The following is a 26108-nucleotide window of genomic DNA, read 5'->3' as shown; positions in this document are numbered from 1 at the left end:
GCGCCTATGGCATGAGTGCGCCTTCCATGGAACGCGACACACCACCGAAAACGGGGAAGAGTGCGAAAGGCACTGGCGGCAAGCCGAAAGGCAAGCCTGCAAAGCCCTATCAGCGCCCGCGCGGCGGCCCCGCCAGGCCGGTGGCCGACCTTGTGCCGCAGATCGGGCGCGCGGCCTTCCGCCGGTTCGGTTTCGTGCAATCGAGCGTGGTGACGCGCTGGCCGGAAATCGTCGGCGAACACCACGCCAAGGTCTGCTCGCCCGAAAGCATCCGCTTTCCGCCGGGAGAGAAGACCGAAGGCATCCTGCAACTCGTCGTGCTGCCCGCCCATGCCCCGCTGATCCAGCACGTGATCCCGGAGATCATGGAGCGGGTGAACCGCTTTTTCGGCTATCGCGCCGTGGCCAAGGTGAAGATGCGGCAAGGCGCGGTTAAGCCGCCGCCTGCTGAAGAAAGGCGCAGCGCACCGCCCTCGCTGAAGCCCATTCCCATGGAACTGGGCGACAGTTTGCGCGATATCGGCGACCCCGAATTGCGCGCGGTGCTGGAATCACTGGCGCGTTCGGTCGCGCGGAAGGAAGAGGACGAAGGTCAATGAAGCGATGGGTAATCGCCGGGCTTCTGGCAGCGGCCATGCCGCTGGCGGTGGCCGGGGCGCAGGACTGGAACATGACCTACGAGACGACGGAGCGCGGCCACCGCGTGGGCAATCCCGAGGCGGATGTCTCGCTGATCCAGTTCGTCAGCTACACCTGCCCGCACTGCGCCTCTTTCGAGGTGCAATCGGAGGCCGCCCTGCGCCTGCACTATATCCACCAGGGCCTGGCGACCGTCGAAGTGCGATCCGTGATCCGCAATCCAGTCGACCTGGCAGCGTCCCTTGTCGCCGAATGTGGCGATCCGGAGGACTATTTCGGCAACCACCGCGCGCTGATGATGAGCCACCCGCGCTGGATGGAAAAGGCCCGTTCCGCCACCGAGGGGCAGATGCGGCGCTGGTCTGCCGGTTCGGTCGCAAGCCGCATGCGCGCGATCGGCGACGATCTGGATTTCCACGAACTGATGGAGCCGCGCGGCCTCTCCCGCGTCCAGGTCGATCAGTGCCTCGCCGACGAAGCCAAGGCCCTGTCCATCGCCGAAGCGGCCGAGGCGGACAATGCCGAGTTCGATATTCCCGGCACGCCCAGCTTCGCCGTGAACGGCACGCTGGTTCCCGGCGTGCACACCTGGAGCGCGCTTAAACAGGTGCTGGACGACCCTTCCTCGCTGGAAACGGGCGGCTAATAGGGGAAAAGCCTGTGCAAAAGGGCCGATTCGGACGGGTCGGCGCTTTCCAAACACCAACCTTACGGTTCTAAACTGCCGGTTCGCTGCAGTTTTGGCCGAGCAGATCATGACGGGGTATTTTTGACATGACCATTTCGCGCCGTATCGCATTCGCCACCCTCGCCGCGCCACTGGCGCTCGCGCTGTCCGCTTGCGGGGGTGACGCTGAAGGCGAACTGACTGCCAGCGAACCGCTGGATCCCGTTCCCGCGCCCGCGGGCCAGGAATGGACCGACGTCGTCGAAGTGACTGAGGACGACGGTTATCTGCTGGGCAACCCCGATGCGCCGCTCAAGCTGATCGAATACGCCTCGCTTACCTGCGGGGCCTGCGCCAACTTCGCCCAGACCGGGGCCGATCCGCTGGTGGAAGACTATGTTTCCACCGGCATGGTCTCCTACGAACTGCGCAACCAGGTGCACAACGCCTTCGACCTCACGCTGGCCGCCCTCGCGCGCTGTTCCGCGCCCGAAAGCTTCCACCCGCTGGCGGACCAGGTGTGGACCAATTTCGAAGAGGTCATGGGCCGCATGCAGGGCGCGCAGTCCCAGCTCGCCAACGTCGGCCAGCTGCCCGAGGACGAGCGTTTCGTCGCGATTGCCGAAGCCGCGGGTTTCCTCGATTTCTTCGCTGCCCGCGGGGTCAGCCGCGACCAGGCCCGTGCCTGCCTTTCCGATAACGAGGCGGTAATGGCCATCGGCACCCGCTCCGACGAGCAATCCCAGGAACTGGGCGTCAACTCCACCCCCACCTTCATCCTCAACGACCGCGTTCTCGACGAGCGCAGCTGGGAGGATCTGGAAGCCGTGCTGCAGAATGCAGGCGCGCGACCGGCCGAAGGCTGAGGCAGGCGGCGGGCGCTCATGGAGTTTCGCAAGCTTAGACTTAGCGGCTTCAAAAGCTTCGTAGAACCCGCCGAACTGCGCATCGACCCCGGCCTGACGGGTGTCGTGGGCCCCAACGGCTGCGGCAAGTCCAACGTGCTGGAAGCGATCCGCTGGGTCATGGGCGAAAACTCGCCCAAGTCCATGCGATCGGGCGGCATGGAAGACGTGATCTTCGCAGGCACGGCCACCCGCCCGCCGCGCGATTTCGCCGAGGTTGTGCTCCACGCGGTGGACGACGACGGCGAGCCGCTGGACGTGACGCGGCGCATAGAACGCGGCGCCGGCAGCGCCTACCGCATGAACGGCAACGACGTGCGGGCGAAGGACGTCTCGCTGATGTTCGCCGATGCCGCCACCGGCGCCCATTCGCCGGCGCTCGTCAGCCAGGGCAAGATCGCGCAGGTCATCGCCGCCAAGCCCACCGAACGGCGCATGATGCTGGAAGAGGCGGCTGGCATCGCCGGCCTGCACGTGCGTCGCCGGGATGCCGAGAGCAAGCTGCGCTCCACGGAGAAGAACCTGGAACGGCTCGAGGATCTGATGGCGGGCCTCGATTCGCAGATCGGATCGCTGCGGCGGCAGGCGAAGCAGGCGGAACGGTACAAGAAGCTGTCCGACGAAATCCGGGTGGCCGAGGCGCGGCTGCTGTTCGCCCGCTGGCGCGATGCGGCTGCGGCGGCGCAGTCGGCCCGCGACCAAGCCAAGAGCGCCGAGGCCAGGGTCGCGGAGGCGCAGGAGGCCGCGAAGGAGGCGCAGAAGGCACAGGCGCAGCTTGCCGAATCCCTGCACGAACTGCGCGATGAACTGGCCGACCGGCGCGACGATGCCAGCGCCCACGGTCACCGCATGGCCGCCCTTGCAAGCCAGCTGGAAGCGGCCGAGCAGCGTCTGGCCGACCTCGACCGGCAAAAGGCGCGCCTCGAAGAGGACAAGATCGACGCCGACCGCATGACGCGCGATGCGGCAACGGCCCTGAAGGACCTCGAATCCGCTCTCGACAGAGGAGCCAAGGCGCTCGTGGCGGACGAGGCGAAGCGCCCCGAATTCGCCAATGCTGTGGAGAAGGCCGAGAGCGAGGGGCGCAAGGCCGAACTGGCGCTGGCCAGGGCCACGGCGGACCATGCCGGTGTCGAGGCCGAGTGGCGCGTGGCCGAAGCGGAGATTTCGCAGGCGCAGTCGCGGCTCGACCGTCTGGAAGCGGAAGCCCGGCGACTGGAAGACCAGCGCGCCGCCTTGCTGGGCGAAAGCGACCCGGAGGACGATGTCGCCGCCGCGCAGAAGTCTGCCGAAAAGGCCGCCGAGCGGGTTGGCGAACTTCGCCAGTCGCTGGAACAGGCCCGCTCCCGGAAAAACGATCTCGCCGCCGCGCGTGACGAGGCCGCCTCGCAGCTATCCACCGCGCGTGCCGAACTGGCGGGCGTGGAGCGCGAATGGCAGGCGCTTAAGCGCGACCGCGAGGCGCGCGAGCGGCAGAAGAAGGGCAGCCACGGCCTGCCTGCCGCGCTCGATCGCGTGTCGGCCGAGCCGGGCTACGAACGCGCCCTCGCCGCCGCGCTGGGCCGCGATGCGCGCGCGCCGCTGGGCACGCCGGAAGGCAAGGCGGAAGGCCGGTTCTGGACCGGATCGAGCGCCCCCTCCCCCGTGGCCGACAGCCTGGCCGCGCACGTGCGCGAGTGCCCGGCTGAACTGGCCGCACGCCTGGCGCTGGTGCATGTCGTCGAGGCCGACGACGCGCGCGATCTCAACCCCGGCGAGTGGCTGGTGACCAAGGACGGGTTCCTGCGCCGGTGGGACGGTTTCGTCGCCCGCGGCGAAGGCGCGGCCGAAGCGGCCCGGCTGGAGGCGGACAATCGCTTTGCCGCATTGGAAGATCAGCTTCCGGCGCTGCGCGAGGCGGTGGAGAAGGCTTCTGCCACCCAGGAGTCCGCGCAGGCGGAACTGGCGGACCTGCAACGCGATCTCGTGGCGCAGGAACGTGCGCTGGGCGAGGCGTCCGAGCAGGAACGCCAGGCCCTGCGCGCGCTCGACCAGGCCGAGGCCCGTCGCGAGCGTCTGGCCGCCCGGCGCGAGGAACTGGCGAACAGCGGCAAGGATCTGGACGAACAGCGCAAGACGGCGGTGGCCGAGCTGGAAGCAGCCAAGGCCAGGAAAGCGGAACTTCCCGACCCGGCAACAGGTCGGGCCGCACTGGAAGCGGCGCGGGCGAAGAACGAGGCCGCGCGCGAATCCGCGCAGGTCGCCGCTGCCTCGCTGGCTTCGCACGACCAGGCTCTGGCCGTGGCGCGCGAGCGCGTGGCCACGCAGCGCAAGGACATGTCCGCATGGCAGGCGCGTGCCGGCGAAGCCGCGCAGCGCCTGGCGGGCATGGAGGCCCGGTTCGAGGAAATCGCCGAGGAACGCGCGGTGATCGCCGCAAAGCCTGCCGGGCTGATGAAGGAAATCGAGGGCGGCGAAGCGGTGCGCGCGCGCCTGACCGAGGAACTGGCGAAGGCCGAGGAAGCCGTGCGCACGGCCGAGGAACAGGCCCGTGCCGCCGATGCGCGCCTGTCGGACCTCAACGAAACCCTCTCCGCCGCGCGCGAGAATCGCGCCACGCTGGCCACCCGTGCCGAGAACGAGGAATCCCGCCGCGAGGAAATGGCGCGCGTTTCCGGCGAGCGCTTCCAGTCGCCGCCGCCGCTGCTGCCGGGGAAGTTCGAGTTCGACGAGGACGCGGTGAAGCAATCCTCCGCCGAGAGCGAGGAGATGGACCGGCTGGTCGCCAGCCGCGAGCGGATCGGTCCTGTGAACCTGGTCGCCGCCGAGGAACTGGAGCGGATCGAAGCCGAGCACGGCGCGAGCGCGCAGGAGCAGGCCGAGCTTACCGAAGCGGTGGCCCGCCTTCGCGGCTCCATCGGCAACCTCAACCGCGAGGGACGCGAACGGCTTCGCAAGGCATTCGAGGAAGTGGACGGCCACTTCCGCAAGCTGTTCGACCGGTTGTTCGAAGGCGGGCAGGCGCACCTGGCGCTGGTGGACAGCGACGATCCGCTGGAAGCGGGCCTCGAAATCTACGCCCAGCCGCCGGGCAAGCGGCTGCAATCGTTGAGCCTGCTGTCAGGCGGCGAACAGGCGCTGACGGCGACCGCGCTGATCTTCGCGCTGTTCCTGACGAACCCCGCCCCGATCTGCGTGCTGGACGAAGTCGACGCTCCGCTGGACGATGCCAACATCGAACGCTTCTGCGACCTGCTGGATGCGATGAACCGCGATACCAAGACCCGCTACCTCATCGTCACCCACAACGCCGTCACCATGAGCCGCATGCACCGGCTGTTCGGCGTGACGATGGTGGAACGCGGCGTCTCGCGCCTGGTCAGCGTCGACCTGGGCCAGGCGGAGGCTATGGCGGCGGAATAGCCTCTGAAAAGAAAAATGGCAGCGACCCCGAGGGGCCGCTGCCATCATGATCCAGCCTAGAGCAGGACAGGCCACATGGAATCCAGTCGCACGATGTTTGCGATGGCGAGCGGCGCTGCAAAGAACCAGGCAGCAAATGCGGCTTCAAAGAACTTGTCGGTCATAACTCAATACTCCTCGTCTCTTGTGATGAGGCGTTTATGACTTGCCGCCGTTGAAGTGATCGGGGTGCTGGCGCGTGGTATTTGCGCCGGAAGCGTGGTATTTGCGTGGTAGAGGCCTGGAATTGGTCGGCGGGGACCAACCATGACGACTATCGAGATCGGAGAAGACATCTCGGTGCGGCGCGGCGGCGACGTGGTCGAAATGCCGAAGTCGCGCAAGACGCGGGCCCTCTTCGCCTACCTCATCTTTCACGACGGCATGACTTCTCGCGAGCGCCTTTGCGAGATGTTCTGGGATCAGGCGGCCGACCCGCGGGGCGGCGTGCGATGGGCGCTGGCGAAGATCCGCAAGGCCCTAGGTCCGCAGGACGAATGGCTGCAGGCCCGGCGCGACGGGATAGGAATGACCGTCCCCTCAGCAGCCCTCATCATAGACAGGAAGGTGGGGGAGCGACTGCTGGCCCTGACCACGTCCGGCGATCATGACGATTACGCGCTCTGGCTCACCGCCCTGCGCGAGCGTCTGCTCGATCAGGCGGAAAAGGAGGCCGCGCACGATCCCGATGATGCGCCCGTGAAGCAGGTCATTCGATATACCCGCGCGATGGACGGAACGCGCATCGCCTATGCCTCGATGGGAGAAGGGCCGCCAGTCCTCAAGGCCGCCAACTGGCTGAGCCATCTCGAGGCCGAACTGGATGTGCCGGTTTGGTCGGGCCTTTATCGGCGGCTGGCCCAGAACTATCAGCTCCACCGCTATGACGAGCGCGGTAACGGCCTGAGCGACTGGGATGCCGATATAGATTTCGAAGCCTTCGTGAGCGATCTGGAATGCGTGGCCGATGCCATCGGCCTCGAACGCTTTCCCCTGATCGGCATCAGCCAGGGGGGCGCAGTGTCGATAGAATACGCCGCGCGCCATCCCGAACGCGTGTCGGCACTGATCCTGATCGGCGCCTATCCGGCGGGATGGCGATTGCATTCCGATCCCGAAGTCCGGCGGCGCAAGGAGGCGGAGGTGACGCTGGTGCAAACCGGCTGGGGCGAGAACACGCCGGCCTATCGCCAGATCTTCTCACACAGCTTTCTGCCCGAGGCTTCGAGCGAGGACATCGACAAGTTCAACGAGTTCCAGAAGCAGACGACGTCGGCGGAAAACGCGGCGCGCTTCATCGACAGCTTTGGCGATATCGATGTTCGCGACAGGCTGGAGCACCTGCGCGCGCCGACGCTGGTGCTTCACAGCCGCGACGATCAGCGTATCGCCATGAAGGTGGGCGCCGAACTTGCGGCGACCATCAGGGGCGCGCGCTTCGAAACGTTGCCCACGGCCAATCACGTGCCTCTCGCCCATGAACCGGCCTTCGCGAAGATGATGTCTGCAATCGACGATTTTCTCGCAGAGGTCGTCCCGCAGAATTCGGGCTGACCCAGCTCCGTTCCTAGTCGAGAACCGCCCGCGGCCCCGGTCCTTTCAGGCCGAGCTTGTCGTCCTTGTTGTAGAGCTGGCACTTGGTGAGACTGAGGCAGCCGCAGCCGATGCACTGGTCCAGCTGGTTGCGGGTGCGGTTGAGCAAGGTGATCCGCTCGTCGATCTGTTCGCGCATGGCGCGGCTGATCTTGCGCCAGTCCTCCAGCATGGGATTTCTTCCCTCGGGCAGCTGGGCGAGGTGTTCCTCGATCTCCGCCAGCCCCAGCCCCAGCTTCTGCGCGATCAGTACGAAGCTGACGCGGCGGATGTCACTGCGCAGGTATCGGCGCTGGTTTCCCCCGGTTCGAAGCGGGTTCAGCAGGCCCTTTTCCTCGTAGAAACGCAGCGCCGAAACGGCCACGCCCGTACGTTTCGACAACTGCCCGATGGTGATGAAGCTGGCCGTCGGCAAACCCGCTCTCCCGAGAAAAATTTTCCACAAATGCTTGACCTCAACTTAGCTTGAGGTTGCATGACAGTGCAAGCAATGATTCGCGCGGTTGCTTGCATGGGTGCTCCGCAATCGTTGCAGGACAATGATTTGCAAGGAGGATTTTTCATCATGTCTCACGCCCGAATCGAACACGTGAACCTGACCGTCAGCGATCTCGACCGCTCGATCGGCCTGTTCGAGAAGCTTTGCGGATGGCACGTGCGCGCCCGCGACAAGCACACGGTCAGCGGCGAATTCGCCCATGTCGGTGCGGACGACACCTATCTCGCGCTGTGGTCCGATGGAGAGGACCATTCGGGGCAGCAGAAGGGCAAGCCGATGAACCATGTCGGCATCGAGGTGAACGATCTGAAGGCGGCAGAGCGCGTCGTGGTGGCCGCCGGCCTCGAGACGTTCAGCCACGGCCAGTACGACCCCGGCCCGCGCAGCTTCTACTTCTTCGACTGGGACGGCATCGAGTTCGAGGTGGTCAGCTATGAATGAGATCGTCCCCAGGGAACCGCTGTTCCGCTCCCCATCGAAGCCGCGCCGGGAACGACAGGCAAGGCCGTTGCCGGGCCTGCCGCTGTCGCCTCAGAAAGCCTCTTCGTAGACGCGCGAAATGTCTCCGCCCCACTCGCCGTGGTACTTGTCCAGCAGCAGCTGGGCGGGGACTTTCCCGCTTTCCACGATCTCCCTGAGCGGCGCCAGGAAGCCGGTTTCGTTGTCGCCCATGGAGTTCTGCCGCCCGCGCGCCACCAGCCCGTCGTGCGCGATGTCGAGAACGTGGCGGGCAAGATCGCGCAGGGTTCCGCCGCGCGGCAATGGCGCGTTCAGGGCCTGGGCAGGCACGGCGTTGCGCAGGTGTTCGCGCTCTTCCATCGTCCACCCCTTCACGAGGTCCCACGCGGCATCCAGCGCGGCATCGTCGTAAAGCAGGCCAACCCACAGCGCGGGCAACGCGCAGATGCGGTTCCACGGGCCGCCGTCGGCCCCGCGCATCTCGAGGAAGCTCTTCAGGCGCACCTCGGGAAAGGCGGTGGACAGGTGATCCCACCAGTCGCTGGCCGTGGGCAGTTCGCCGGGCAGCGCGGGCAGTTCGCCCTTCAGGAAGTCGCGGAAGCTCTGCCCGGCGGCGTCGATGTAGGTGCCGTCGCGAAAAACGAAATACATCGGCACGTCGAGCATGTAGTCGACGTAGCGTTCGTATCCGAAGTCTTCCTCGAACACGAAAGGCAGCATGCCGGTGCGGTGCGGATCGGTGTCGGACCAGATGTGGCTGCGGTAGGAGAGGAAGCCGTTGGGCTTGCCCTCGGTAAACGGGGAATTGGCGAAAAGCGCGGTCGCCAGCGGTTGCAGGGCCAGCCCGGTGCGGAACTTCTTCACCATGTCGGCTTCGGAACTGTAGTCGAGGTTCACCTGGATGGTGCAGGTGCGCAGCATCATGTCGAGGCCCAGGTTGCCCACCCTCGGCATGTGTCGCATCATGATCTGGTAGCGCTGCTTGGGCATAACCGGCAGGTCTTCACGGGCCTTGTCGGGCCACATGCCCAGGCCAAGGAAGCCGACCCCGCAGGCCTCGCCCACGGTGCGGCACTGATCGAGGTGACGACCGGTTTCGGCGCAGGTCTGGTGCAGCGTTTCCAGCGGCGCACCGGAAAGCTCCAGCTGTCCGGCAGGCTCCAGGCTGATGGTGCCGTCGCTGCCGCTCATGGCAATGGTGTCGACGGTGCCGTCTGGCCCCTTTTCCTGCACCGGTTCCCAGCCAAACCGCTGCATCGACATCAGGATATCGCGGATCCCGCCATCTTCCTTGTAGGATGGGGCGTGATGGTCGTCGGTCTTGAACACCAGTTTCTCGTGCTCGGTGCCGATGCGCCAGTGGTCGCGCGGCTTTTCGCCCGCCTGCATGGGCGCGACCAGCTGGTCGCGGCTTTCGATCGGCGGTTCTAGCGTGTCTGATGCCTTGCGCGTGCTCATATCTGCCAGCCTCTAGCGGATCGGAATCGATTGGCCACCAGCAAATTGACCTAGTCCGTTTCCTCGTCTTCGCCGGAATCCCAATCGCCGGCCAGCCCCATCCACAGCGCGACGGCGGCGATGGCGGCTGTTTCACCGCGCAGGATACGCGGACCGAGCGAGATGGGCCGCGCCTGCGGAAGCGCGCGGATCGCCTCGCGTTCGGCGTCGTCGAAGCCGCCCTCCGGGCCGGTGAGAATGGCGGCGCGATGCGCGCCCTCCCCGCGTTCGGGATACTTGCTGAAGGCAAAGGCGTCGGCGGCGGGTCTGCCGCCCTCCTCATCGGCGAAGAACAGCAGGCGGTCTTCGGGCCAGCCTTTCAGCAGCGCGTCGAGCTTTTGCGGCTCGCCGAGCGACGGAAGGGCCGTGCGCGCGCATTGCTCTGCCGCTTCGGTAACGATGGTGCGGGCACGATCCGGGTTCAGCTTGTCGGCCACGCAGCGGCGCGTGATGACCGGCATGATCGCTGCAACGCCCAATTCGCTCGCCTTCTCCAGCACCATGTCGAAGCGGTCCTTCTTCAGGAGTGCGGGGCAGAGCCAGAAATCGGGCACGTCCTCTCGCGGGCGAAGCTGCTCCTGCACCTTGAGAGAGACCGAACGCTTGCCCGGCTCCTCCACCACCGAAAGCCATTCTCCGGTACGGTCGTCGCAAAGGATCACCGCGTCGCCGGGGGATACCCGCATGACCTTCGCCAGATAGTGGGCCTGCTGGCCTTCCATCGTGCGCGCCTGCCCTGCGGAGAGTTCGCCATCCACGAACAGGCGGGGGGCTGATTTGGGCGGCCAGGCTGGCGTTGCGGGCATGGCTTTCCACTAGAGCCAAGCGCGGCTAACAGGCAAGCCATGGCAGCCGATACGATCACTCCCGACAGCGAGCACCGCTCGCTTGCCGAGCGCCTGCCGCAACCGGCACGCGACTATGCGCTGCTTGCCCGGTTCGACAGGCCGATCGGCTGGTGGCTGCTGTTCTGGCCCTGCGCCTGGGGCACCTGGCTGGCCGGCGCGGGATTGCAGTGGCAGCTGATCGCGTGGTTCCTGCTGGGCAGTATCGCGATGCGCTCCGCAGGCTGCGTCTACAACGACATCGTCGACCGCGACCTGGACAAGAGCGTGGCACGCACCGCCAGCCGACCCATCGCCAGCGGCCGGGTGAGCCGCAAGGCGGCCTGGGTCTGGCTGCTGGCGCTGTGCGCGGTGGGATTGATCGTGCTGCTGCAACTGCGCTGGCAGGCGCAGCTGGTGGCACTGGGCAGCCTAGCGCTGGTGGCGGCCTATCCCTTCATGAAGCGGATTACCTGGTGGCCGCAGGCCTGGCTGGGCCTCGTCTTCACCTGGGGCGCGCTGGTGGGCTGGACGGCGCTGCGCGACGACAACCTGGGCGTGATGCTGGCGCTCTACGCGGGCGCGTTCTTCTGGTGCATGGGATACGACACGATCTATGCCATGCAGGACCGGGAGGACGACGCGCTGGTCGGCATAAAGTCTTCCGCCCTGCGGCTTGGCGGCAAGGTGAAACCGGGCGTGGGCCTGTTCTACGCCGCCGCCGTCGCCTTGTGGGGCCTCGCCTTCTGGCAGCTGCGCAGCGACTGGATCGCGCTGCTGGCGCTGATTCCCGCCGCCCTGCACCTGGGCTGGCAGGTGGTGACGCTGAAGGGGGACGATCCCGCCAATCCGTTGAACCGCTTCCGCTCGAACCGATATGCTGGCGCGCTGGTCGCCGCGGCCTGCTTCGTGGTCGGAAACAGCGGGGGCTAGGCCCTATTCCGCGGGCTGCGGCACCGCGCGTCCCCCACGCGGATTGGCCCTGCGGATCAGCCGGGCCAGGCGCGAGGTAATGACGCCGTTCTCTTCCATCCAGTCGTAGTAATCCCGGTATTTCGGGTCTTCCGCCAGCAGGTGGGCTTCCTCCGTTCGGGCGCGCCAGTAGTAGATGGCGCTGACGACTCCCAGGAACACGGTGTTGCGGATGGCGTCGGTCAGCGAATCCGAGGTGACCAGAAATGGCATGTAGCAGAACCACCAGAAGGCGTTCTTGGACAGGTAGGCCGGGTGGCGGGTGTAGCGATAGGGCCCGTTGGTGATGACGCCGCGATAGGTGAGGTTGGAAAAGCGGATGCCGAAAGCCACCGTCGCCCACGCGTAGATCGCGGTGAGGAACACCAGCCAGGCAGCCCAGACCCACAGCAGCGGGCCGGTATCAGCCAGCCAGTAGGCCCAGTCGGCGGTGTTGTGTTCGTACTGGATCACGCCGCCCTCGCCCATGAAGCCGAAGACGAACGGCGGGTAGCACAGCAGCGCCGCAACCCAGCCCGCCAGGAAGGGGTTGCCGCTGCGGATGTGGGCATCGAGCGGGCGCAGGGTCAGCAGGTATCCCACCGTGCCGATCTGGACGTCGATCACGAACAGCAGTTCGAACAGCAGCACGCCTAGGCGCACGGGATCGCTCAGGATTGCCGAGACATCGGTTTCCACCACGGCGGCGAATCCGGGCGGCAGGATGCCGATCATGAAGGCGCTGAAGAACCCCTTGATGATCCAGGCACGCCAGTGCTTCTTCACCTGCTCACCGTCCCACGCCTCTCGGCCCACCAGCATCGCGCCGAAATGCCAGCAATGGTCCCGGGGGTTCACCATTACCCGATCGAGCCAGATGACGTAGGGCACCGAGAGCACGAAAAGCGGCACGATGGCCCAGCCGATCACGCGCATGGCGAACAGGTAATTGCCGTCCCAGTACCACCGGCACAGCATGTAGAGCGCACCGATGATGAACCAGGTCGCCCACAGTCCGGCCAGCTTGGTGATGGAGATGTCGAGCACTTCGGAAACCGGCCGCCGGCGAGACCAGTCGATTCCGGTCGACGGGTTGCGGTGGACCTTCTCCACCAGCACCGACCATGCAGCCATGGAAAGCCCGGTGAGCACCATGGCCATCAGCGCGGCATTCGGGCCGGACAGGCGACCGCGATCGTTGGGCCAGCCCATGAATTCACAGATGTCCGGCCAGCTGCGCGCGAACAGGATGAACGAAACCAGCGTGACCAGGCCGACCAGGCCCACCCACGGGGAAACATCGCTGGCTGGCAGCCGCGTGCGCTGCTGGAGTGCATCCATCGCACGCGGACTAGCCGCGAACGGTTAAGGGGCGGGTAACGCCTGCCTTTTCAACTCGCGGCGTCCCGCTACGGGACATTCTCGACGAGCCGTCCGGCGGTCAGCGCCAGGCGTGGATAGTGCCGCCGTTGTCGAGGATATACAGCGTGTTGTTCGCCACCACGGGGGGCAGCGAAACGCCGTCGTCCAGCTCGGTGAAATCGGCCACCTCGCCGGTCGTCACGTCGAGGCTCTTTACCGCTCCACGGCTGCTTGCGACCCACAGGCGTCCGCTTGCCAGCACCGGCCCGGTCCAGAAGATCGGTCCCTCGCGGTCTTCGGCATCGCGCCAGCGATCGAGCTGGGTCAGCCAGCGGATGCGGCCGCTGGTGCGCTGGATGGCCAGCAGCTGTGCCTCGTCGGTCAGGGTGAACACCCATTCGCCCACCACGGTGGGGGTGGAAATGCCTGCCAGCGTCAGTTCCCAGATGCGCTGCCCGGTCAGCAATTCGTAGGCAGCCATGCGCCCACCCTGGCCGAGGGCATAGACGCGCCCCTGGTCGATGATCGGATCGGCGTCGACGTCGGTCAAGGTGCCGACCTGCGTGCTGATGGAAGTGCGCGCCAGAGCGTCGGACCACAGTTCGCGGCCGTTCTCGTAGCGGTAGGCGACCAGTTCGCCGGACGAGAAACCGGCAACAACCGTGCCCTGCCCCGCGGCCGGAGCAGCCACGCCGAACACGCCCGACTGGCCGGAAGCCGCCGCGCGCTGCCAGACGATCTCGCCGTCTTCAACGCTCAGCGCGAAGACCTGGTTGTCCTGCGTCATCACGAACACTTCGTTGAAGGCCACCGTCGGCGCGCCGCGCAGCGGACCGGCAGGCTTCACGCGCCAGATCTCGTTGCCGGTCTGGGCGTCCAGCGCCACCACGTCGCCCACGCCGTTGGTCGCATAGACGCGACCATCGTGGTAGGCAGCGCCGCCGCCGAAGGTCGCATCCTCCAGGTCGCCCGAAACGCGGATCTGGTGGCGCCAGCGGCGCGCGCCGGTCTGTGCGTCGAAGGCGTGAATCACCGCGGCGGTGTCGACAGCGTAGAGCATGCCGCCGCCAACCACCGGCGCGGCGGCGAGGCGGCGCGTCTTGGTGGTGCCGGCAATGTCGGCTGTCCACGCGCGGGAGGGATTGTTGGACAGGGTCACGTGCCCGGCAACCTTGGCAGCGTTGCCGCCCGTCTGCGGCCACGCGCTGTTGGTCGTGGCCGGGGGAACGACAACCGTGACATTGGCGAGTTCGGGATCGGCGGAGATGTCGGTCGCGATGCGCGAGAGAATGGGCACCCGATTGCCCACGGTGGGGGTATCTTCCTCGTCGTCTCCACCACCGAACAGTCCGCCGGCGCACCCGGTAAGGGCCAGAGCCAGTACTGGGGCCATCAACGGTGCGGCAAATCGTGTCGCCTTGCGGCGCAGGTTCGTCATCGTGTTCATACTCGCTTCTATTCGACCAGCTCGACAGAGCCCGCTTCCGGATCCTGGCCCGTGATTTCGGCCAGGGTGGCGTCCACATCCTCTATGGCGTCGAAGCCCAGGAGGCCTGCCAGCTGTCGGGCGCGGCCACGGATCGAATTGGGAACTTCTTCATTGGAGGCGAGGTCCATCAACAGGGCCCCTGCTTCCTCGGTCCGGTTCATGTCCAGGTAGGCGTGGGCCACCAGCTCTCCGGCACTGCCGTAATAGGGATTGTCCGGCACGGCGAGCGGACCGACGGCGTCGATCACTTCCTGCGGCTCCATCTGGTCGAAGCGGGCGGTCACGCTGCGGATGGTGGCCACGTCGCGCAGTTCGGAGGGCAGGTCTTCATTGGCGGCGACCTGCTGGTAAAGCTCGGCGGCAGCAGCGGCATCGCCACTTTCCACCGCGATGCCGGCGCGCAGCAGCGTGGCCATGGCGGCGGCACCGCCCTCGCCGCCGGCCAGCGCGGCCAGTTCTTCATCCGCGATATCGGTATTGCCGGCCTCGAGTTCGTCGATCGCCTGCACCAGCGCTTCGGACTGGCCTTCAAGGTCGCCCTCGCTGCTGTCCTGCCAGAACAGGAAGCCACCGAAGGCCGCCATCGCGACCACGAAGGCTATGCCCAGTGGCCATCCGTATTTCTTTGCGAAATCGCCGACTTCATCCTGGCGGACGGCCTCGTCCACCTCGCGCATGAGCATTTCCTGCTCCGCGTCGGCACGCTCCCGCGTCTTGGATTTCGCCGGGACATTGGAATTGGTCGGTTGTTTGGCCACTTTTTGTCGTTCGTGCTGGAATGGATATCAAGCCGCGCTCTTTAACGGATGACGCAGGCTTTTCAATCGAAGAGGGGAGAGTGTCCCCGCCCGCGTGAACCGCCCATTAAGGCCGATTTCGGACAAGTCACTGGCCGCGCGGGTATTTCTGCATCAGGCCCCAGTAAAGCGCCCGGTAGCGTTCGATCATGCGGCGTTCGTCGAATTCCTCGCGCGCCTTCTCGCGGTTGGCCTGGCCCATGCGCTTGCGCGTCACCGGATCGTCCGCCAGCCGGGCGAGCGTCTTGGTCAGGGCCTTCTCGTCGCCGGGATCGACCAGCGCCGGGCCGTTGTCGCTGGCAACCATCGAACCGATATCGCCCACGCGCGGCGCGACGATGGGAAGGCCGGCGGCCATCGCCTCCACCACGGAGATGGGAAACTGCTCCGACTGGCTGGAGAGCGCGAACATGTCGAACAGGCCGATCAGCTTGGCGGGTTCGGCCACGAAGCCGGGCAGGTGGACGCGGTCCTCCACGCCCCAGCGCTCGGCCTCGGCCAGCAACACCTCGCGCTCCGGCCCCTCGCCCGCGATGACCAGCTGCCATTCCTGGGGCATCCGGTCCATCGCGCGCACCAGCACGTCGAGCTGCTTCACCTGCCGCAGCCCGGCCAGGGTACCCAGCCAGAATTCGTCCTTGTGCTTGACCAGGTTGGGCAGGATGTCGCGTTTGGGCGGCGCGGCGAAGGCGCGCGTATCGATTCCGTTGGGAATGCGCCGCACGCGGGTACGCGGCTGGCTCCAGACATTGAGCGCGATGTCTTCCAGCTTGGCGGACGGCACCACCAGCGCCGCCGTGCGCCCCAGCGCGATCTTGCGATACCAGTTGCGCCGCCGCTTGAGCCGTTTCGCCTCGTCTTCGTTGAAACCGTCCTCGTGATGCACCAGCGGCGGCAGCTTGAAGGCATCGGCGAAGACGGTGTGCGCCATCACCGCGTCGATCGCGCCCCAGTTGTAGGTGCAGATCAGGTCATAGCCCGCCATGGCCTTTGCCAGCGCCGACAGCCGCCCCGGAGTCGGCTTGCCCTGCAGGGGCGGGAATTTCGGCCATGAAACCTTGGCCTTCTTGCCAATCAGCCGCGCCGCGCCGCGCTTTTCCAGGTCGCCCGAGACGATGGCATGGTCCACCTCCTTGCCCCACTCGTTGATCAGGCGGACGTTGCGCAGTTCCTTCCCCCCTGTATCGAAGGTGGAGTGCAGGTGCAGGATCTTAGGGGTCTTGCTCATGCAACGCGGCTCAACAGGCGGGCGACGGCTTCCAGCGCCACGGGTTCCTCCAGCGTGGGGGCGTGGCCCACGCCGGGCACGGTGACGGTCTCGATCCCTTCCACTTCCTCTTGCATGCGGCGGAAGGTGCTTTCCGCAAGCAGGTCCGAAAACTCGCCGCGCACGGCCAGCACCGGTCGCCCATGCAGCGCGCGCAAGGCGGGCCAGAGGTCGATTTCCAGGTTCTCTCCCGGCCTGGAGAAGGGTTCCGCAATCTTCATGTCGTAATCGAAGGCGATGCGCCCGTTGCCCGAAACGCACATCAGGCGCTTGGCATAGCGCAGCCAGTCTTCCGTCCCGAAAGCGGGATAGATGTGGCTGGAACTGTCGCGCAGGGCCCATGCCGCGTGCATCCACGTGGGATAGCTGCGACCCTGCCCCACATAGTCGCGTATGCGCGCAAGCCCGTCCTTCTCGATGACCGGTCCGATATCGTTGATGACGGCGCCCGCCAGCCGATCCGGATCGGCCTTCGCCAGCAACATGGTGATGATCCCTCCCAGCGACGTGCCGATGGCAACGACCTTTTCCAGCGCCGCCTGCTGGATCAGGGAGGAAACATCCTCCAGATAATGCGCGGGCGTGTAGCTGCCCGGATCCTTGGCATAGTCGCTTTCGCCCCGGCCGCGCAGATCGGCGCAGATCACGCGCCATTCGCCCGCAAAGGCTTCCGCCAGCGGCTCGAAATCGCGGGCGTTCCGGGTAAGGCCGGGGATGCACAGTATGGGAGGGCGATCATCGCGCCCCGGATAATCGCGGTAGCGCAACGTCAATCCGTCGCCGCTTTCCCATGTGCCGACCGAGAAGGCAGCGTCGCTCAATCCATGCCCCTTGTCCTGTGCGTGCCTTGCGGCGAGCCTTGCGAAGGGCCACTAATGGATGGATGCGACACGATCCGCAACCGGCTGAATACACCCCCGACACACAAATCGAGGAGGTGGCCGATTTCCTGGCCGATCCGGTCGAGCCGGCGCGCTTCCCCGAGCACGTGCTGCGCTTCCGCAACGATCGCTGGGACGGGTCGGTGGGGCTGGAAAGCCTTTCCGAAGAGGCATGGGTGAATCACTTCGGCCGGTTCGAGCCGTTGCCGGACAACCTGCCGCGCCCGCTGGCGCTGCGATACCACGGCCACCAGTTCCGCGTGTACAACCCGGAAATCGGCGACGGGCGCGGGTTCCTGTTCGCCCAGCTGCGCGACGGGCCGGGCCGCCTGATGGACCTTGGCACCAAGGGCAGCGGCACCACGCCCTACAGCCGCACCGCCGACGGTCGCCTGACGCTGAAAGGCGGCGTTCGCGAGATCATGGCGACCGAGATGCTGGAAGCGCTTGGCACCAACACGTCCCGGACGTTCTCCATCATCGAGACCGGAGAGGCGCTGGAACGCGGGGACGAACCCTCACCCACGCGATCTGCCGTGATGGTTCGCATGTCCCACGGACATATCCGCATCGGCAGCTTCCAGCGACTGATGGTGCTGGAGGAGCACGAGCACCTCGCGCGCCTGGTGGACTACTGCCTGCGCGTCTATCCCGGCCCGCCGCCGCCCGAGGATGCGCCGGGCCGCGACGAACCTGCCATCCAGCTGATGCACCAGGTAACGGAGCGGCTGGCCGACCTGGCGGCCAGCTACATGGTGGCGGGCTTCGTCCACGGCGTTCTCAATACCGACAACATGAACATCACCGGCGAAAGCTTCGACTACGGCCCGTGGCGCTGGCTGCCGGCCTGGGATCCGGGGTTTACCGCCGCCTATTTCGATCAGACCGGCCTCTATGCCTTCGGCCGGCAGCCCGAGGCGATCCGCTGGAACCTTGGCCAGTTCGCCATCGCCCTTCGCCCGCTGGTGGAGGCCGAGCCGCTGGTGGCAGCGCTGGAACGCTTCGGCAGCCTCTATCACCACGCCATGACGCGGCGGTTCTGCTGGCGGATGGGCATCGAGGAGCGCGGGCTGGAGACCGATGCCGCCGTCGTGAACGCCGCCGAGAAGACCATGCGCGAGGGAAAGATCGGGCCGGACGAATTCTTTTACCGGCATCGGGGTGGCCGCGATGCGGAGGGCGCTCTGGCCGACGCGCTGGAAGGAGCCAGATCGATCGACCAGGGTCACGAATACTGGAGCGAGGGCCATCCGGAATCGATGCTGATCGACGAGGTGGAAACGCTCTGGTCGGCGATCGACGAGCGGGACGACTGGGCCCCGCTATACGACAAGGTCGCGCGCATCCGGCGCATGGGCGAAGCGCTGGGCGAACCGCCTGCCCCGCCGGGCCACGGCGGCTGATTGGCGCTGTCGGCGCGGAAATGTTACGCAACAGGCAGCGACTTCAAAAAGGGGGAACACGTTCCATGCGTAAATTCGTCATCGCCGGCATCGCCACCATCGCCGTCGCCAGTTCGGCCTGGGCCATCGAGCCCGGCAACTGGGAAGCCACCAGCCGCATGACCGACGTGCAGCTCCCCGGGGATCTGCCGCCGCAGGCCGCGGACATGATGCGCCAGATGCTTGGCGGCGAAGGCATGACTTCGCAGAACTGCGTGACGCAGGATCAGCTCGACAATGCGCCGGAGCGCATCTTCGAGGAGACCAACGGCGAATGCCGCTACAACGAATTCGAGATGAGCGGCGGCGAAATCCACGCGGTTGCCCAGTGCAACAGCGACCAGGGCACCATGAACATGACGATGGACGGCACCTACACCGATACCACCTACGACATGACGATGGCGATGCAGGGCGACATGGGCATGGGCCCGATGACCATGACCTTCGCAGTGACTGGCCGCAGGCTCGGACCCTGCTCGTGATTCGCACAGGCCGGTCGACGCGCGGATCCGGTTTTGCTTGAAACCAGTCGCCTTTCGGGGCTTTAACTCTTCGGGTTAACCGCCACTTTGCGCGCGCGGCCGGAATTCACTAAGCCGCCTTGCACGAACATCTTTACGAAGGGCTTTCCGCCTTGCCTCACAATGCCGAACTGATCTCGTACGAACCTGCCACGGGTGCCGAACTGTGGAGGGGGACACATGGCGACGTGGACTCCCTTGTCGAACGCGCCCGCAAGGCCTGGCCGGTATGGGCTGCGGAACCGCTGTCCAAGCGTATCGAGCTCGTGCGCCGCTTCGCGAACGAGGTGCGCAAGGATCTGGATCGTTTTGCCGAACTGATCGCGCGCGAGACGGGCAAGCCGCTCTGGGAAGCCCGCACCGAAGTCGAGGCCGTGATCGCCAAGGTCGATATTTCGGTGCAGGCCTATGCCGATCGTACCGGGCAGCGCAGGCTCGACAGCGCCCTGCAGGGGTCTGCGGCGCTTCGCCATAAGCCGCACGGCGTCATGGCGGTGCTCGGCCCCTACAATTTCCCGGCCCACCTTCCCAACGGACACATCGTTCCCGCCCTGATCGCGGGCAACGCGGTGATCTTCAAGCCTTCCGAGAAGACCCCTGCCGTGGGCGAGCGGCTGGTTTCCTTCTTCCACAAGGCGGGCATTCCCGAAGCGCTGGTGCAGTGCCTGATCGGCGGACCCGACGAAGGCAAGGAAGTGGTGGCGCACCCGGGCGTGGACGGGGTGCTGTTCACCGGCTCCGCCCAGGTGGGCATTGCCATCAACCGCAAGCTGGCGAGCGATCCCGGCAAGATCGTTGCGCTGGAAATGGGCGGCAACAATCCCATCGTCCTGTGGGATACGCCCAAGATGTCGGATGCGGCGGCGCTCATCATCCAGTCCGCCTTCACCACGGCCGGGCAGCGCTGCACGGCGGGACGCAGGCTGATCGTCAAATCCTCGATGTATGACGAGGCGGTGGACGCGGTGAAGACGCTGGCAAAGCGCATCATCGTGGGCGCGCCCTTCGACGATCCCCAGCCCTTCATGGGCACAGTGATCGACAACAGGACGGCCGACCAGCTGACCGAGAGCTTCCTCTATCTCCTGTCGAACGGAGGCAAGGCCATCAGCCACCTGCGGCGACCGCAGGATGACAAGCCGTTCCTCACGCCCGGCATCATCGACACGACCGGCATGCAGGAACGGCCTGACGTCGAACTTTTCGGCCCCCTGCTGCAGGTCATCAAGGTGGACGATTTCGACGAGGCGATCGCGGAAGCGAACAATACGCGTTTCGGGCTTTCGGCATCGCTGATCGGCGGCACGCCGCAGCAGTACAACCGCTTCTGGGCGAATATCCGCGCCGGTATCGTGAACTGGAACCGCCCGACGAACGGCGCGTCCAGCGCAGCGCCCTTCGGCGGCATCGGTCTATCCGGCAATCATCGCCCCGCAGCCTATTACGCTGCCGACTACTGCGCCTATCCGGTTACCAGCACGGAAATGGAACAGCCGCGCGCCAGCGTGGGCGTGGGCTTCAAGCAGGACTGACGGGCACCCCCCGAATGCGAACAAGGCGCCCGGACATGATAGCCCGGACGCCTTGGCGCGACCCCCCTAAACACGACCCGAGGGGCCGCGCAACGATGCCACCTCAACAGGGTACGGCAGCACCGATAGGTGTTCTCAAACACGCGTTCTCTACTTCCCGGCACATATAGGGGGCCGTTGCTTAACGCAGGGCAACTGTTTGATTGCCTTGCAGTCAGACTTTCACGCGTCCAAGAGCGCTTGCATGACAGAGCAGCAGACCAGCCGGCAACGCGCACTGATCCTTGCGCTCTGCACCCATGTCATATGGGGATCGATGCCGGTCTACCTGCTGCTGGTGGACCGGGTGCCGCCGCTGGAATACGTCGCCTGGCGCACGCTGTTCACCTTGCCCATCTGCCTGTTCTTCGTGATCCGGTCCGGCAGCACTTCGGAGCTGGGGCAGACCCTGGCAAACGGGCGAACCGTGCGCACGCTGATGGCGAGTTCCTGCATGATCGCGGTCAACTGGTTCGGCTATATCTGGGCGATCCAGAACGAATTCGTCTACGCCGCCAGCCTGGGCTATTACATCCTGCCGCTCAACATGATGCTGCTGGGCTTCGTCTTCCTGAAGGAGCGGCTGACCCGGTCGCAGGCCATCGCGGTGGCGCTCGCCGTCATCGGCGTGGCGGCCCTGGCGGCGGGCGCGATTACGACCATGTGGATCAGCCTGCTGCTGGCGACGACCTTTGGCATCTACGGTCTGCTGCGCAAGACAGTGGCGGCGGGTCCGCTGATCGGGCTGACGACCGAATCGATCATCCTTCTGCCGCTTGTCGTGGGCTATCTCGGCTGGGTGCAGATCTATGGCGGCGGCGTGGCGCTGGGTCGCGACACGCTGGAGACGCTGGCGATCATCGCCGGCGGACCGATGACGGCCGTGCCGCTGCTGCTGTTCGCCACCGCCGCGCGCGCCCTCCCCTACACCACCATCGGCTTCCTGCAGTTCATTTCGCCAACCATCGTGTTCCTGCTCGGCCTCACCGTGTTCGGAGAGGAGCTGAAGCCCGCGCAACTGGTGTGTTTCGCCCTGATCTGGACCGCGATTGCCCTGTTCACCTGGGACATGCTGCAGAACGCCCGCCGCGCGCAGAAGGCGAAGGTCGGACGCGGCGTGGCCTCCTGACCGGATCGTCCGGGATCAGTCCGCCAGGCGCCAGCGCAGGGTGTCGCCCGCGTGGAAGGGAACAAGCTGCGTGCCGTCCGCCTCGATCGCGCCCGGCACAGCGGTTTCGGCCCGCTCCAGCGTGACCTTCGTTTCGTTCAGCGGCAGGTTGTAGAAGCGCGGCCCGTGTTCGCTGGCGAACCCCTCGAACCGGTCGAGCGCGCCTTCTTCCTCGAACACCGCGAGATAGCTTTCGAGCGCGAATGGCGCGTTGAAGATGCCGGCACAACCGCAGGCGCTTTCCTTCGCCTCCCTGGCGTGGGGAGCGCTGTCGGTCCCCAGGAAGAACTTGGGATTACCGCTCGTCGCCGCACGGCGCAGGGCCAGCCTGTGCTTCTCGCGCTTGGCCACCGGCAGGCAATAGGCATGCGGGCGCATTCCCCCCACCAGCATGGCATTGCGGTTGATGTGCAGGTGCTGCGGCGTAATCGTCGCCGCGACGCTGGTCGGTGCATTCTCGACGAACTGCACCCCTTCCTCGCTGGTGAGATGCTCGAACACCACCTTCAGGCCCGGCAGGTCCGCCAGCAGGGGGGCCAGCACACGCTCGATGAACACCGCCTCGCGGTCGAAGATGTCGACATCGGCGCTGGTGACTTCACCGTGGACGCACAGCACCATGCCGATCTCTGCCATGACCTCCAGCACGCCGCGGATATTGGCGACATCGGTCACGCCGCTGTCGGAATTGGTCGTCGCTCCGGCGGGATAGAGCTTGGCCGCCGTGAAGCCCCCCGCCTCGAAACCGCGACGCACCTCCTGGGGATCGGTATTGTCGGTGAGGTAGCAGGTCATCAACGGCGTGAAATCCGCGCCCGCGGGAAGCGCTGCCATGATGCGCCCGCGATAGGCCTCGGCCAGCGCGACCTTCGTCACCGGCGGCGTGAGATTGGGCATCACGATGGCGCGAGCGAACTGCCTGGCGGTGTGGCCGACCACGGCTTCCAGCATGGCACCGTCGCGCAGGTGCACGTGCCAGTCGTCCGGGCGGCGGATGGTAATGGTATCTGTCATGGCCGTGGCCCTTAGCCTTCTCGTCCGTGCTTCGCCAGCCACGCCTTGCCGTCCTCGACGCCCTGGTCCCACGTGCGGCTGACCTTCCTCGCGTCGGAAAAGTCGATCTTGTCCGCGGCCACTTCCCTGCTCGGCTGGATATAGGTTCGGCCGGGCACCTCGCGGCAGTTGCGATAGCGCGAAGTCAGCAGGACCAGCGTTTCGCCATCGTCTTCCAGCGGCAACGGTGCCTTGTCCACCATGCCCCCATCCAGCACGCGGCAATCCTGCCATTCGGGCACGTCGAACACCGGCGGAATGGTCGCCGCAGCACAGATCAGATCGACCAGCTTGCCGTCGCGCGCGGCCTGCCTCGCGTCGACGCGCAATTGCCTCAGCCCCAACCCCGTGGGCAGGCGCAAGTGGGGCGTCGATCGCACCGCCTGATCCAACTGGTAGAGCGCACCGTAGACAGCAGCTGCCACCCGCGGCGCGACCGCGCGCGGCGGCACGGAAAGGGAAACCTCGTATGCCGGCCCATCGGCAATGGCCTCGATCGCTTCCTTGTCCAGCGTCACGTCCACCACCGCGCGGTAGATTTCCTGGTGCGGCGTGAAATTGGATTGGTGCGCATCGAGATTGGAATCGTTGACGACAAACGCCTCCTGCATCACGGCCAGCAGGTCGTCTTCCCTGTTGCCGATCCAGCACGCCGCGCTCAGGGCTCCGCCCGACACGCTGCTGATCCGGCTCGGGCGAATGTCGTCGAAGCTGCCGAACTCGCTCAGGAATCCGCCGTGCCAGAAGCAGCGGATGCCTCCGCCGGAAAAGACGACCTGATCGTATCTGCGCGCCATCGCATTGCCTATGGCGCTCACCACCCTATCTGTCACCCATGCAATCGACCCATCTAGCCGACCGCGCGCTGGTTCGCGTGTCCGCCACCGATGCGGCAGAGGATGCCGCCACCTTCCTTCAGGGCCTGCTGACCAATGACATCAAGGCCGCCCCGCCCGTCTATGCCGCGCTGCTGACGCCGCAGGGCAAGACCCTTTACGACATGATCGTGTGGCGCGATGGCGAGGACGTGCTTCTCGATTGCGAGGCCGACCACGCCGAGGACCTCGCCAAGCGCCTCTCGCTCTATCGCCTGCGCCGCAAGCTGGCGATCGCCCGCGATGACAGCCTTTCGGTGCACTGGCAGGCCGAAGCCGTGGACGGCGCTTCGCCGGATCCGCGCCTGCCTGCGTTGGGATCCCGCTGGCTGGCCCCGGCACAGGACACGTCCGAAAGCGCCGAGGACGCGTGGCGCGCCCACCGCCTTTCGCACGGCGTGCCGGAGGGTCATGCCGAACTCGGCGACATCCTGTGGCTGGAGACGAACGCGGTGGAACTGAACGGGGTCAGCTTCGACAAGGGCTGCTACATCGGGCAGGAAAACACCGCGCGGATGAACTGGCGGCAGAAGGTGAACCGGCGCCTGGTCGTCGTGCCGCTGGACCGCTCGGAGGAAAAGCGCCGCAAGGCCGCCCATGCGGACCTTGGCCTGGCGGTGGACCACCTGCGCACCGCCGATATTCCCGCCGACCTGGTGCCCGAATGGCTGACCCTGGAACAGGCCGACTAGGGCTGTACCTCGATCCCGTTCGTACGGAACGCGGCGATCATCATCGCCTCCGCCCGGTCACGCGCCGTCGTGCGTTCGACCCCCAGCGAATCGGCCAGCTGTTCGCCCAGCAGGGCATCTCCCAGCGCCAGCAGGACCAGCGTGAAGGTCGTCTCGTGCATGGAGAATTCCGACGTGTGAGAGACTTCCTCGGGGTGCAGGTCGTGCACCAGCGCATGGATTGTCTCCACGATCGGATCCAGCGCGTCTTCGTTTCCCGATGCCAGCATCCAGCTTGCCAGGGCTCCCCCGCCCTCCTGCCCGAAGGCATCGAAAGTCAGGTCGACGACTTCGCGCGGGCTGCCGATGCCGGCTCGCGTGGCTCTCACCGCTTCGCCGATAGAGTCGCATACCGTCTCTGCAAGATGCCCCGCCAGCTGCTTCTGCAGGCCGGATGCGGAACCGAAATGGTGCAGCAGGTTGGCATGGGTGCGTCCGATGCGCGCCGCGACAGCCTTCAATGTCACGCTCTGCGGGCCGGTCTCGATCAGCAGCGCGCGCGCCGCTTCCAGCGCTGCGGCGCGGCTCTCCTCCGGCGTGAGCCTCTTTCTTATTGACACTGATGTAAGTTTCCCTATTTTCGGCTCACTGCAACATGGAACAGGTCCGTGATATGACGGCACAACCACACTGGCAAGAAAGCCCCCGCCAAGCCCCTTCCATCACCGTGCGCGACAAGCGGTTCGAACGCGGGCGCACGCGCCGCCGCGGAGTCGACCCGGTCGCCTCCGCCTGGTTCGCGGCGCTCTCTTGCAGCTTTCCCCGCGGAGAGGCGATGTTCATCGAGGCGGTGAAGGCTCACCGCGACGGTGTGCCCGACCAATTGGCCGCCGAGATCCGCGATTTCATCCGCCAGGAAGTGAACCATTCGCGCGAGCACATCGCCTTCAACCGCGCGGTTGAGGAGGCGGGCTACGACCTCTCCGAGATCACCGCACGGGTGAACAGCCTCGTCGACGAAACCCTGTCGGCCCCGCCCATCGTGCAACTGTCGATCACCTGCGCGCTGGAGCATTTCACCGCCATGTTCGCCCACCAGTTCCTGAAGGATCCCGGCTCGCTGGCGACGGCAGGCATGGGCGATCCGCAGCTGTGGATGTGGCACGCGGTCGAGGAAATCGAGCACAAGGGCGTCGCCTTCGACACGTGGCTGCATGCGACCCGCAACTGGTCGGATTTCAGGCGGTGGCGGATCCGCAGCCTGATCATGCTGCTCGTCACCTTCCGCTTCCTGCGCAATCGCACCGCCGATGCGGCCGAACTGCTGGCGCAGGACGGGATCACCGGATGGCGCGCAAAGTGGGGGCTGCTGAGCTACCTCGTCGGCAAGCCCGGCATCCTGCGCAAGATCTTCCCCAAGTGGCTTTCCTATTTCCGCCCCGGCTTCCACCCTTGGGATCACGACGATCGCTACATGATCGCCGAATACGACAGCGCGGAAGCGCTGGCGGGACCGGCGGAATAGCGGCCGCA

General features: G+C 66.0%; 24 protein-coding genes. 13 read left to right on the top strand and 11 right to left on the bottom strand.

Annotated elements, in window-relative coordinates:
• The first annotated feature begins 11 nt into the window (after positions 1-11).
• The 5 genes from AAA989_RS12095 (at position 12) to AAA989_RS12075 (ending at position 7206) form a co-directional block, all read left to right on the top strand.
• Entirely contained in the window at positions 12-599 is a 588-nt protein-coding gene (locus AAA989_RS12095) for a DUF721 domain-containing protein (protein ID WP_338243904.1), read from the top strand.
• Positions 596-1285: a DsbA family protein gene (locus tag AAA989_RS12090; protein WP_338243902.1), complete on the top strand. Its 690-nt coding sequence runs from the start codon at positions 596-598 to the stop codon at positions 1283-1285. Before AAA989_RS12095 ends, AAA989_RS12090 begins: the two co-directional genes overlap by 4 nt.
• 128 nt (positions 1286-1413) lie before the next feature.
• Positions 1414-2172 (top strand): thioredoxin domain-containing protein, encoded by a 759-nt coding sequence (locus AAA989_RS12085; protein WP_338243901.1) that lies wholly within the window; start codon positions 1414-1416, stop codon positions 2170-2172.
• Between the two features lie 18 nt (positions 2173-2190).
• Complete coding sequence (gene smc / locus AAA989_RS12080) at positions 2191-5613, top strand: chromosome segregation protein SMC (protein WP_338243900.1); 3423 nt, start codon at positions 2191-2193, stop codon at positions 5611-5613.
• Positions 5614-5919: 306 nt separating this feature from the next.
• Positions 5920-7206, top strand: a complete 1287-nt coding sequence (locus AAA989_RS12075; protein ID WP_338243899.1) for a bifunctional AfsR/SARP family transcriptional regulator/alpha/beta hydrolase — start codon at positions 5920-5922, stop codon at positions 7204-7206.
• Between the two features lie 13 nt (positions 7207-7219).
• Here AAA989_RS12075 and soxR read toward each other — a convergent pair whose 3' ends face one another.
• On the bottom strand, positions 7220-7660 hold the full coding sequence (gene soxR, locus AAA989_RS12070; protein WP_338243898.1) for a redox-sensitive transcriptional activator SoxR: 441 nt from the start codon (positions 7658-7660) through the stop codon (positions 7220-7222).
• A 150-nt stretch (positions 7661-7810) separates the two neighbouring features.
• On the opposite strand from soxR, the gene AAA989_RS12065 reads away from it, so the two are divergent.
• Positions 7811-8185: a VOC family protein gene (locus AAA989_RS12065; RefSeq protein WP_338243896.1), complete on the top strand. Its 375-nt coding sequence runs from the start codon at positions 7811-7813 to the stop codon at positions 8183-8185.
• A gap of 90 nt (positions 8186-8275) precedes the next feature.
• On the opposite strand, the gene AAA989_RS12060 is transcribed toward AAA989_RS12065, so the two are convergent.
• Positions 8276-9661 (bottom strand): glutamate--cysteine ligase, encoded by a 1386-nt coding sequence (locus tag AAA989_RS12060; protein ID WP_338243893.1) that lies wholly within the window; start codon positions 9659-9661, stop codon positions 8276-8278.
• 50 nt (positions 9662-9711) lie between these two features.
• Positions 9712-10506 (bottom strand): 16S rRNA (uracil(1498)-N(3))-methyltransferase, encoded by a 795-nt coding sequence (locus AAA989_RS12055; protein ID WP_338243891.1) that lies wholly within the window; start codon positions 10504-10506, stop codon positions 9712-9714.
• A gap of 39 nt (positions 10507-10545) precedes the next feature.
• Here AAA989_RS12055 and ubiA point away from each other — a divergent pair, with 39 nt between their 5' ends.
• Positions 10546-11457 (top strand): 4-hydroxybenzoate octaprenyltransferase, encoded by a 912-nt coding sequence (ubiA, locus tag AAA989_RS12050; protein WP_338243889.1) that lies wholly within the window; start codon positions 10546-10548, stop codon positions 11455-11457.
• A 3-nt stretch (positions 11458-11460) separates the two neighbouring features.
• Here ubiA and AAA989_RS12045 read toward each other — a convergent pair whose 3' ends face one another.
• The 5 genes from AAA989_RS12045 to AAA989_RS12025 all read right to left on the bottom strand — a co-directional run bounded on the left by AAA989_RS12045 (position 11461) and on the right by AAA989_RS12025 (position 17211).
• Positions 11461-12816: a methyltransferase family protein gene (locus tag AAA989_RS12045; protein ID WP_338243887.1), complete on the bottom strand. Its 1356-nt coding sequence runs from the start codon at positions 12814-12816 to the stop codon at positions 11461-11463.
• A 100-nt stretch (positions 12817-12916) separates the two neighbouring features.
• Entirely contained in the window at positions 12917-14284 is a 1368-nt protein-coding gene (locus AAA989_RS12040; protein WP_338243885.1) for an outer membrane protein assembly factor BamB family protein, read from the bottom strand.
• Between the two features lie 8 nt (positions 14285-14292).
• Complete coding sequence (locus AAA989_RS12035) at positions 14293-15084, bottom strand: tetratricopeptide repeat protein (RefSeq protein ID WP_338243883.1); 792 nt, start codon at positions 15082-15084, stop codon at positions 14293-14295.
• A 127-nt stretch (positions 15085-15211) separates the two neighbouring features.
• Complete coding sequence (locus AAA989_RS12030; protein ID WP_338243880.1) at positions 15212-16351, bottom strand: glycosyltransferase family 4 protein; 1140 nt, start codon at positions 16349-16351, stop codon at positions 15212-15214.
• Complete coding sequence (locus AAA989_RS12025; RefSeq protein ID WP_338243879.1) at positions 16348-17211, bottom strand: alpha/beta fold hydrolase; 864 nt, start codon at positions 17209-17211, stop codon at positions 16348-16350. The genes AAA989_RS12030 and AAA989_RS12025 overlap by 4 nt, the downstream gene beginning before the upstream one ends.
• 62 nt (positions 17212-17273) lie before the next feature.
• Here AAA989_RS12025 and AAA989_RS12020 point away from each other — a divergent pair, with 62 nt between their 5' ends.
• The 4 genes from AAA989_RS12020 to rarD all read left to right on the top strand — a co-directional run bounded on the left by AAA989_RS12020 (position 17274) and on the right by rarD (position 21937).
• A complete protein-coding gene (locus tag AAA989_RS12020; RefSeq protein ID WP_338243878.1) occupies positions 17274-18674 on the top strand; it encodes a protein adenylyltransferase SelO family protein in 1401 nt (466 codons plus the stop codon).
• Between the two features lie 65 nt (positions 18675-18739).
• Positions 18740-19198: a DUF3617 domain-containing protein gene (locus AAA989_RS12015; protein ID WP_338243876.1), complete on the top strand. Its 459-nt coding sequence runs from the start codon at positions 18740-18742 to the stop codon at positions 19196-19198.
• Positions 19199-19368: 170 nt separating this feature from the next.
• Positions 19369-20769, top strand: coding sequence for a succinylglutamate-semialdehyde dehydrogenase (gene astD, locus AAA989_RS12010; RefSeq protein ID WP_338245523.1), 1401 nt, complete (start codon positions 19369-19371; stop codon positions 20767-20769).
• Positions 20770-21013: 244 nt separating this feature from the next.
• Complete coding sequence (rarD, locus tag AAA989_RS12005; protein WP_338243874.1) at positions 21014-21937, top strand: EamA family transporter RarD; 924 nt, start codon at positions 21014-21016, stop codon at positions 21935-21937.
• 15 nt (positions 21938-21952) lie between these two features.
• Here rarD and pyrC read toward each other — a convergent pair whose 3' ends face one another.
• Positions 21953-22990, bottom strand: coding sequence for a dihydroorotase (gene pyrC / locus AAA989_RS12000; protein ID WP_338243872.1), 1038 nt, complete (start codon positions 22988-22990; stop codon positions 21953-21955).
• Between the two features lie 11 nt (positions 22991-23001).
• Complete coding sequence (locus tag AAA989_RS11995) at positions 23002-23826, bottom strand: patatin-like phospholipase family protein (protein WP_338243870.1); 825 nt, start codon at positions 23824-23826, stop codon at positions 23002-23004.
• Between the two features lie 38 nt (positions 23827-23864).
• Here AAA989_RS11995 and ygfZ point away from each other — a divergent pair, with 38 nt between their 5' ends.
• Positions 23865-24596, top strand: a complete 732-nt coding sequence (ygfZ, locus tag AAA989_RS11990; protein WP_338243868.1) for a CAF17-like 4Fe-4S cluster assembly/insertion protein YgfZ — start codon at positions 23865-23867, stop codon at positions 24594-24596.
• Here ygfZ and AAA989_RS11985 read toward each other — a convergent pair.
• Positions 24593-25195 carry a TetR family transcriptional regulator gene (locus tag AAA989_RS11985; RefSeq protein ID WP_338243867.1) on the bottom strand — a complete coding sequence of 201 codons (603 nt, stop codon included), beginning with the start codon at positions 25193-25195 and terminating at the stop codon, positions 24593-24595. The genes ygfZ and AAA989_RS11985 overlap by 4 nt on opposite strands.
• 53 nt (positions 25196-25248) lie before the next feature.
• Here AAA989_RS11985 and AAA989_RS11980 point away from each other — a divergent pair, with 53 nt between their 5' ends.
• Positions 25249-26100, top strand: a complete 852-nt coding sequence (locus tag AAA989_RS11980) for a metal-dependent hydrolase (protein WP_338243865.1) — start codon at positions 25249-25251, stop codon at positions 26098-26100.
• The last annotated feature ends 8 nt before the right edge of the window (positions 26101-26108 follow it).

Origin of the sequence: Aurantiacibacter hainanensis, assembly GCF_036321025.1 — a bacterium.
In the GTDB taxonomy this organism is placed as follows: domain Bacteria; phylum Pseudomonadota; class Alphaproteobacteria; order Sphingomonadales; family Sphingomonadaceae; genus Alteraurantiacibacter; species Alteraurantiacibacter hainanensis.
The sequence above is the reverse complement of the archived record's forward strand: the minus strand, read 5'-3'. Positions and strand labels throughout refer to the sequence as shown.

Bases quoted from the DNA above. Each gene is read 5' to 3' on its own strand.
- AAA989_RS12030 (WP_338243880.1), bottom strand. From the start codon at position 16,351: ATGAGCAAGACCCCTAAGATCCTGCACCTGCACTCCACCTTCGATACA.
- AAA989_RS12090 (WP_338243902.1), top strand. From the start codon at position 596: ATGAAGCGATGGGTAATCGCCGGGCTTCTGGCAGCGGCCATGCCGCTG.
- AAA989_RS12075 (WP_338243899.1), top strand. From the start codon at position 5,920: ATGACGACTATCGAGATCGGAGAAGACATCTCGGTGCGGCGCGGCGGC.
- ygfZ (WP_338243868.1), top strand. From the start codon at position 23,865: ATGCAATCGACCCATCTAGCCGACCGCGCGCTGGTTCGCGTGTCCGCC.
- AAA989_RS11980 (WP_338243865.1), top strand. From the start codon at position 25,249: ATGACGGCACAACCACACTGGCAAGAAAGCCCCCGCCAAGCCCCTTCC.
- AAA989_RS12015 (WP_338243876.1), top strand. From the start codon at position 18,740: ATGCGTAAATTCGTCATCGCCGGCATCGCCACCATCGCCGTCGCCAGT.
- AAA989_RS12060 (WP_338243893.1), bottom strand. From the start codon at position 9,661: ATGAGCACGCGCAAGGCATCAGACACGCTAGAACCGCCGATCGAAAGC.
- ubiA (WP_338243889.1), top strand. From the start codon at position 10,546: ATGGCAGCCGATACGATCACTCCCGACAGCGAGCACCGCTCGCTTGCC.
- smc (WP_338243900.1), top strand. From the start codon at position 2,191: ATGGAGTTTCGCAAGCTTAGACTTAGCGGCTTCAAAAGCTTCGTAGAA.
- pyrC (WP_338243872.1), bottom strand. From the start codon at position 22,990: ATGACAGATACCATTACCATCCGCCGCCCGGACGACTGGCACGTGCAC.
- AAA989_RS12040 (WP_338243885.1), bottom strand. From the start codon at position 14,284: ATGAACACGATGACGAACCTGCGCCGCAAGGCGACACGATTTGCCGCA.
- AAA989_RS12085 (WP_338243901.1), top strand. From the start codon at position 1,414: ATGACCATTTCGCGCCGTATCGCATTCGCCACCCTCGCCGCGCCACTG.
- AAA989_RS12020 (WP_338243878.1), top strand. From the start codon at position 17,274: ATGCGACACGATCCGCAACCGGCTGAATACACCCCCGACACACAAATC.
- rarD (WP_338243874.1), top strand. From the start codon at position 21,014: ATGACAGAGCAGCAGACCAGCCGGCAACGCGCACTGATCCTTGCGCTC.
- AAA989_RS11995 (WP_338243870.1), bottom strand. From the start codon at position 23,826: ATGGCGCGCAGATACGATCAGGTCGTCTTTTCCGGCGGAGGCATCCGC.
- AAA989_RS12095 (WP_338243904.1), top strand. From the start codon at position 12: ATGAGTGCGCCTTCCATGGAACGCGACACACCACCGAAAACGGGGAAG.
- AAA989_RS12055 (WP_338243891.1), bottom strand. From the start codon at position 10,506: ATGCCCGCAACGCCAGCCTGGCCGCCCAAATCAGCCCCCCGCCTGTTC.
- AAA989_RS12045 (WP_338243887.1), bottom strand. From the start codon at position 12,816: ATGGATGCACTCCAGCAGCGCACGCGGCTGCCAGCCAGCGATGTTTCC.
- AAA989_RS12065 (WP_338243896.1), top strand. From the start codon at position 7,811: ATGTCTCACGCCCGAATCGAACACGTGAACCTGACCGTCAGCGATCTC.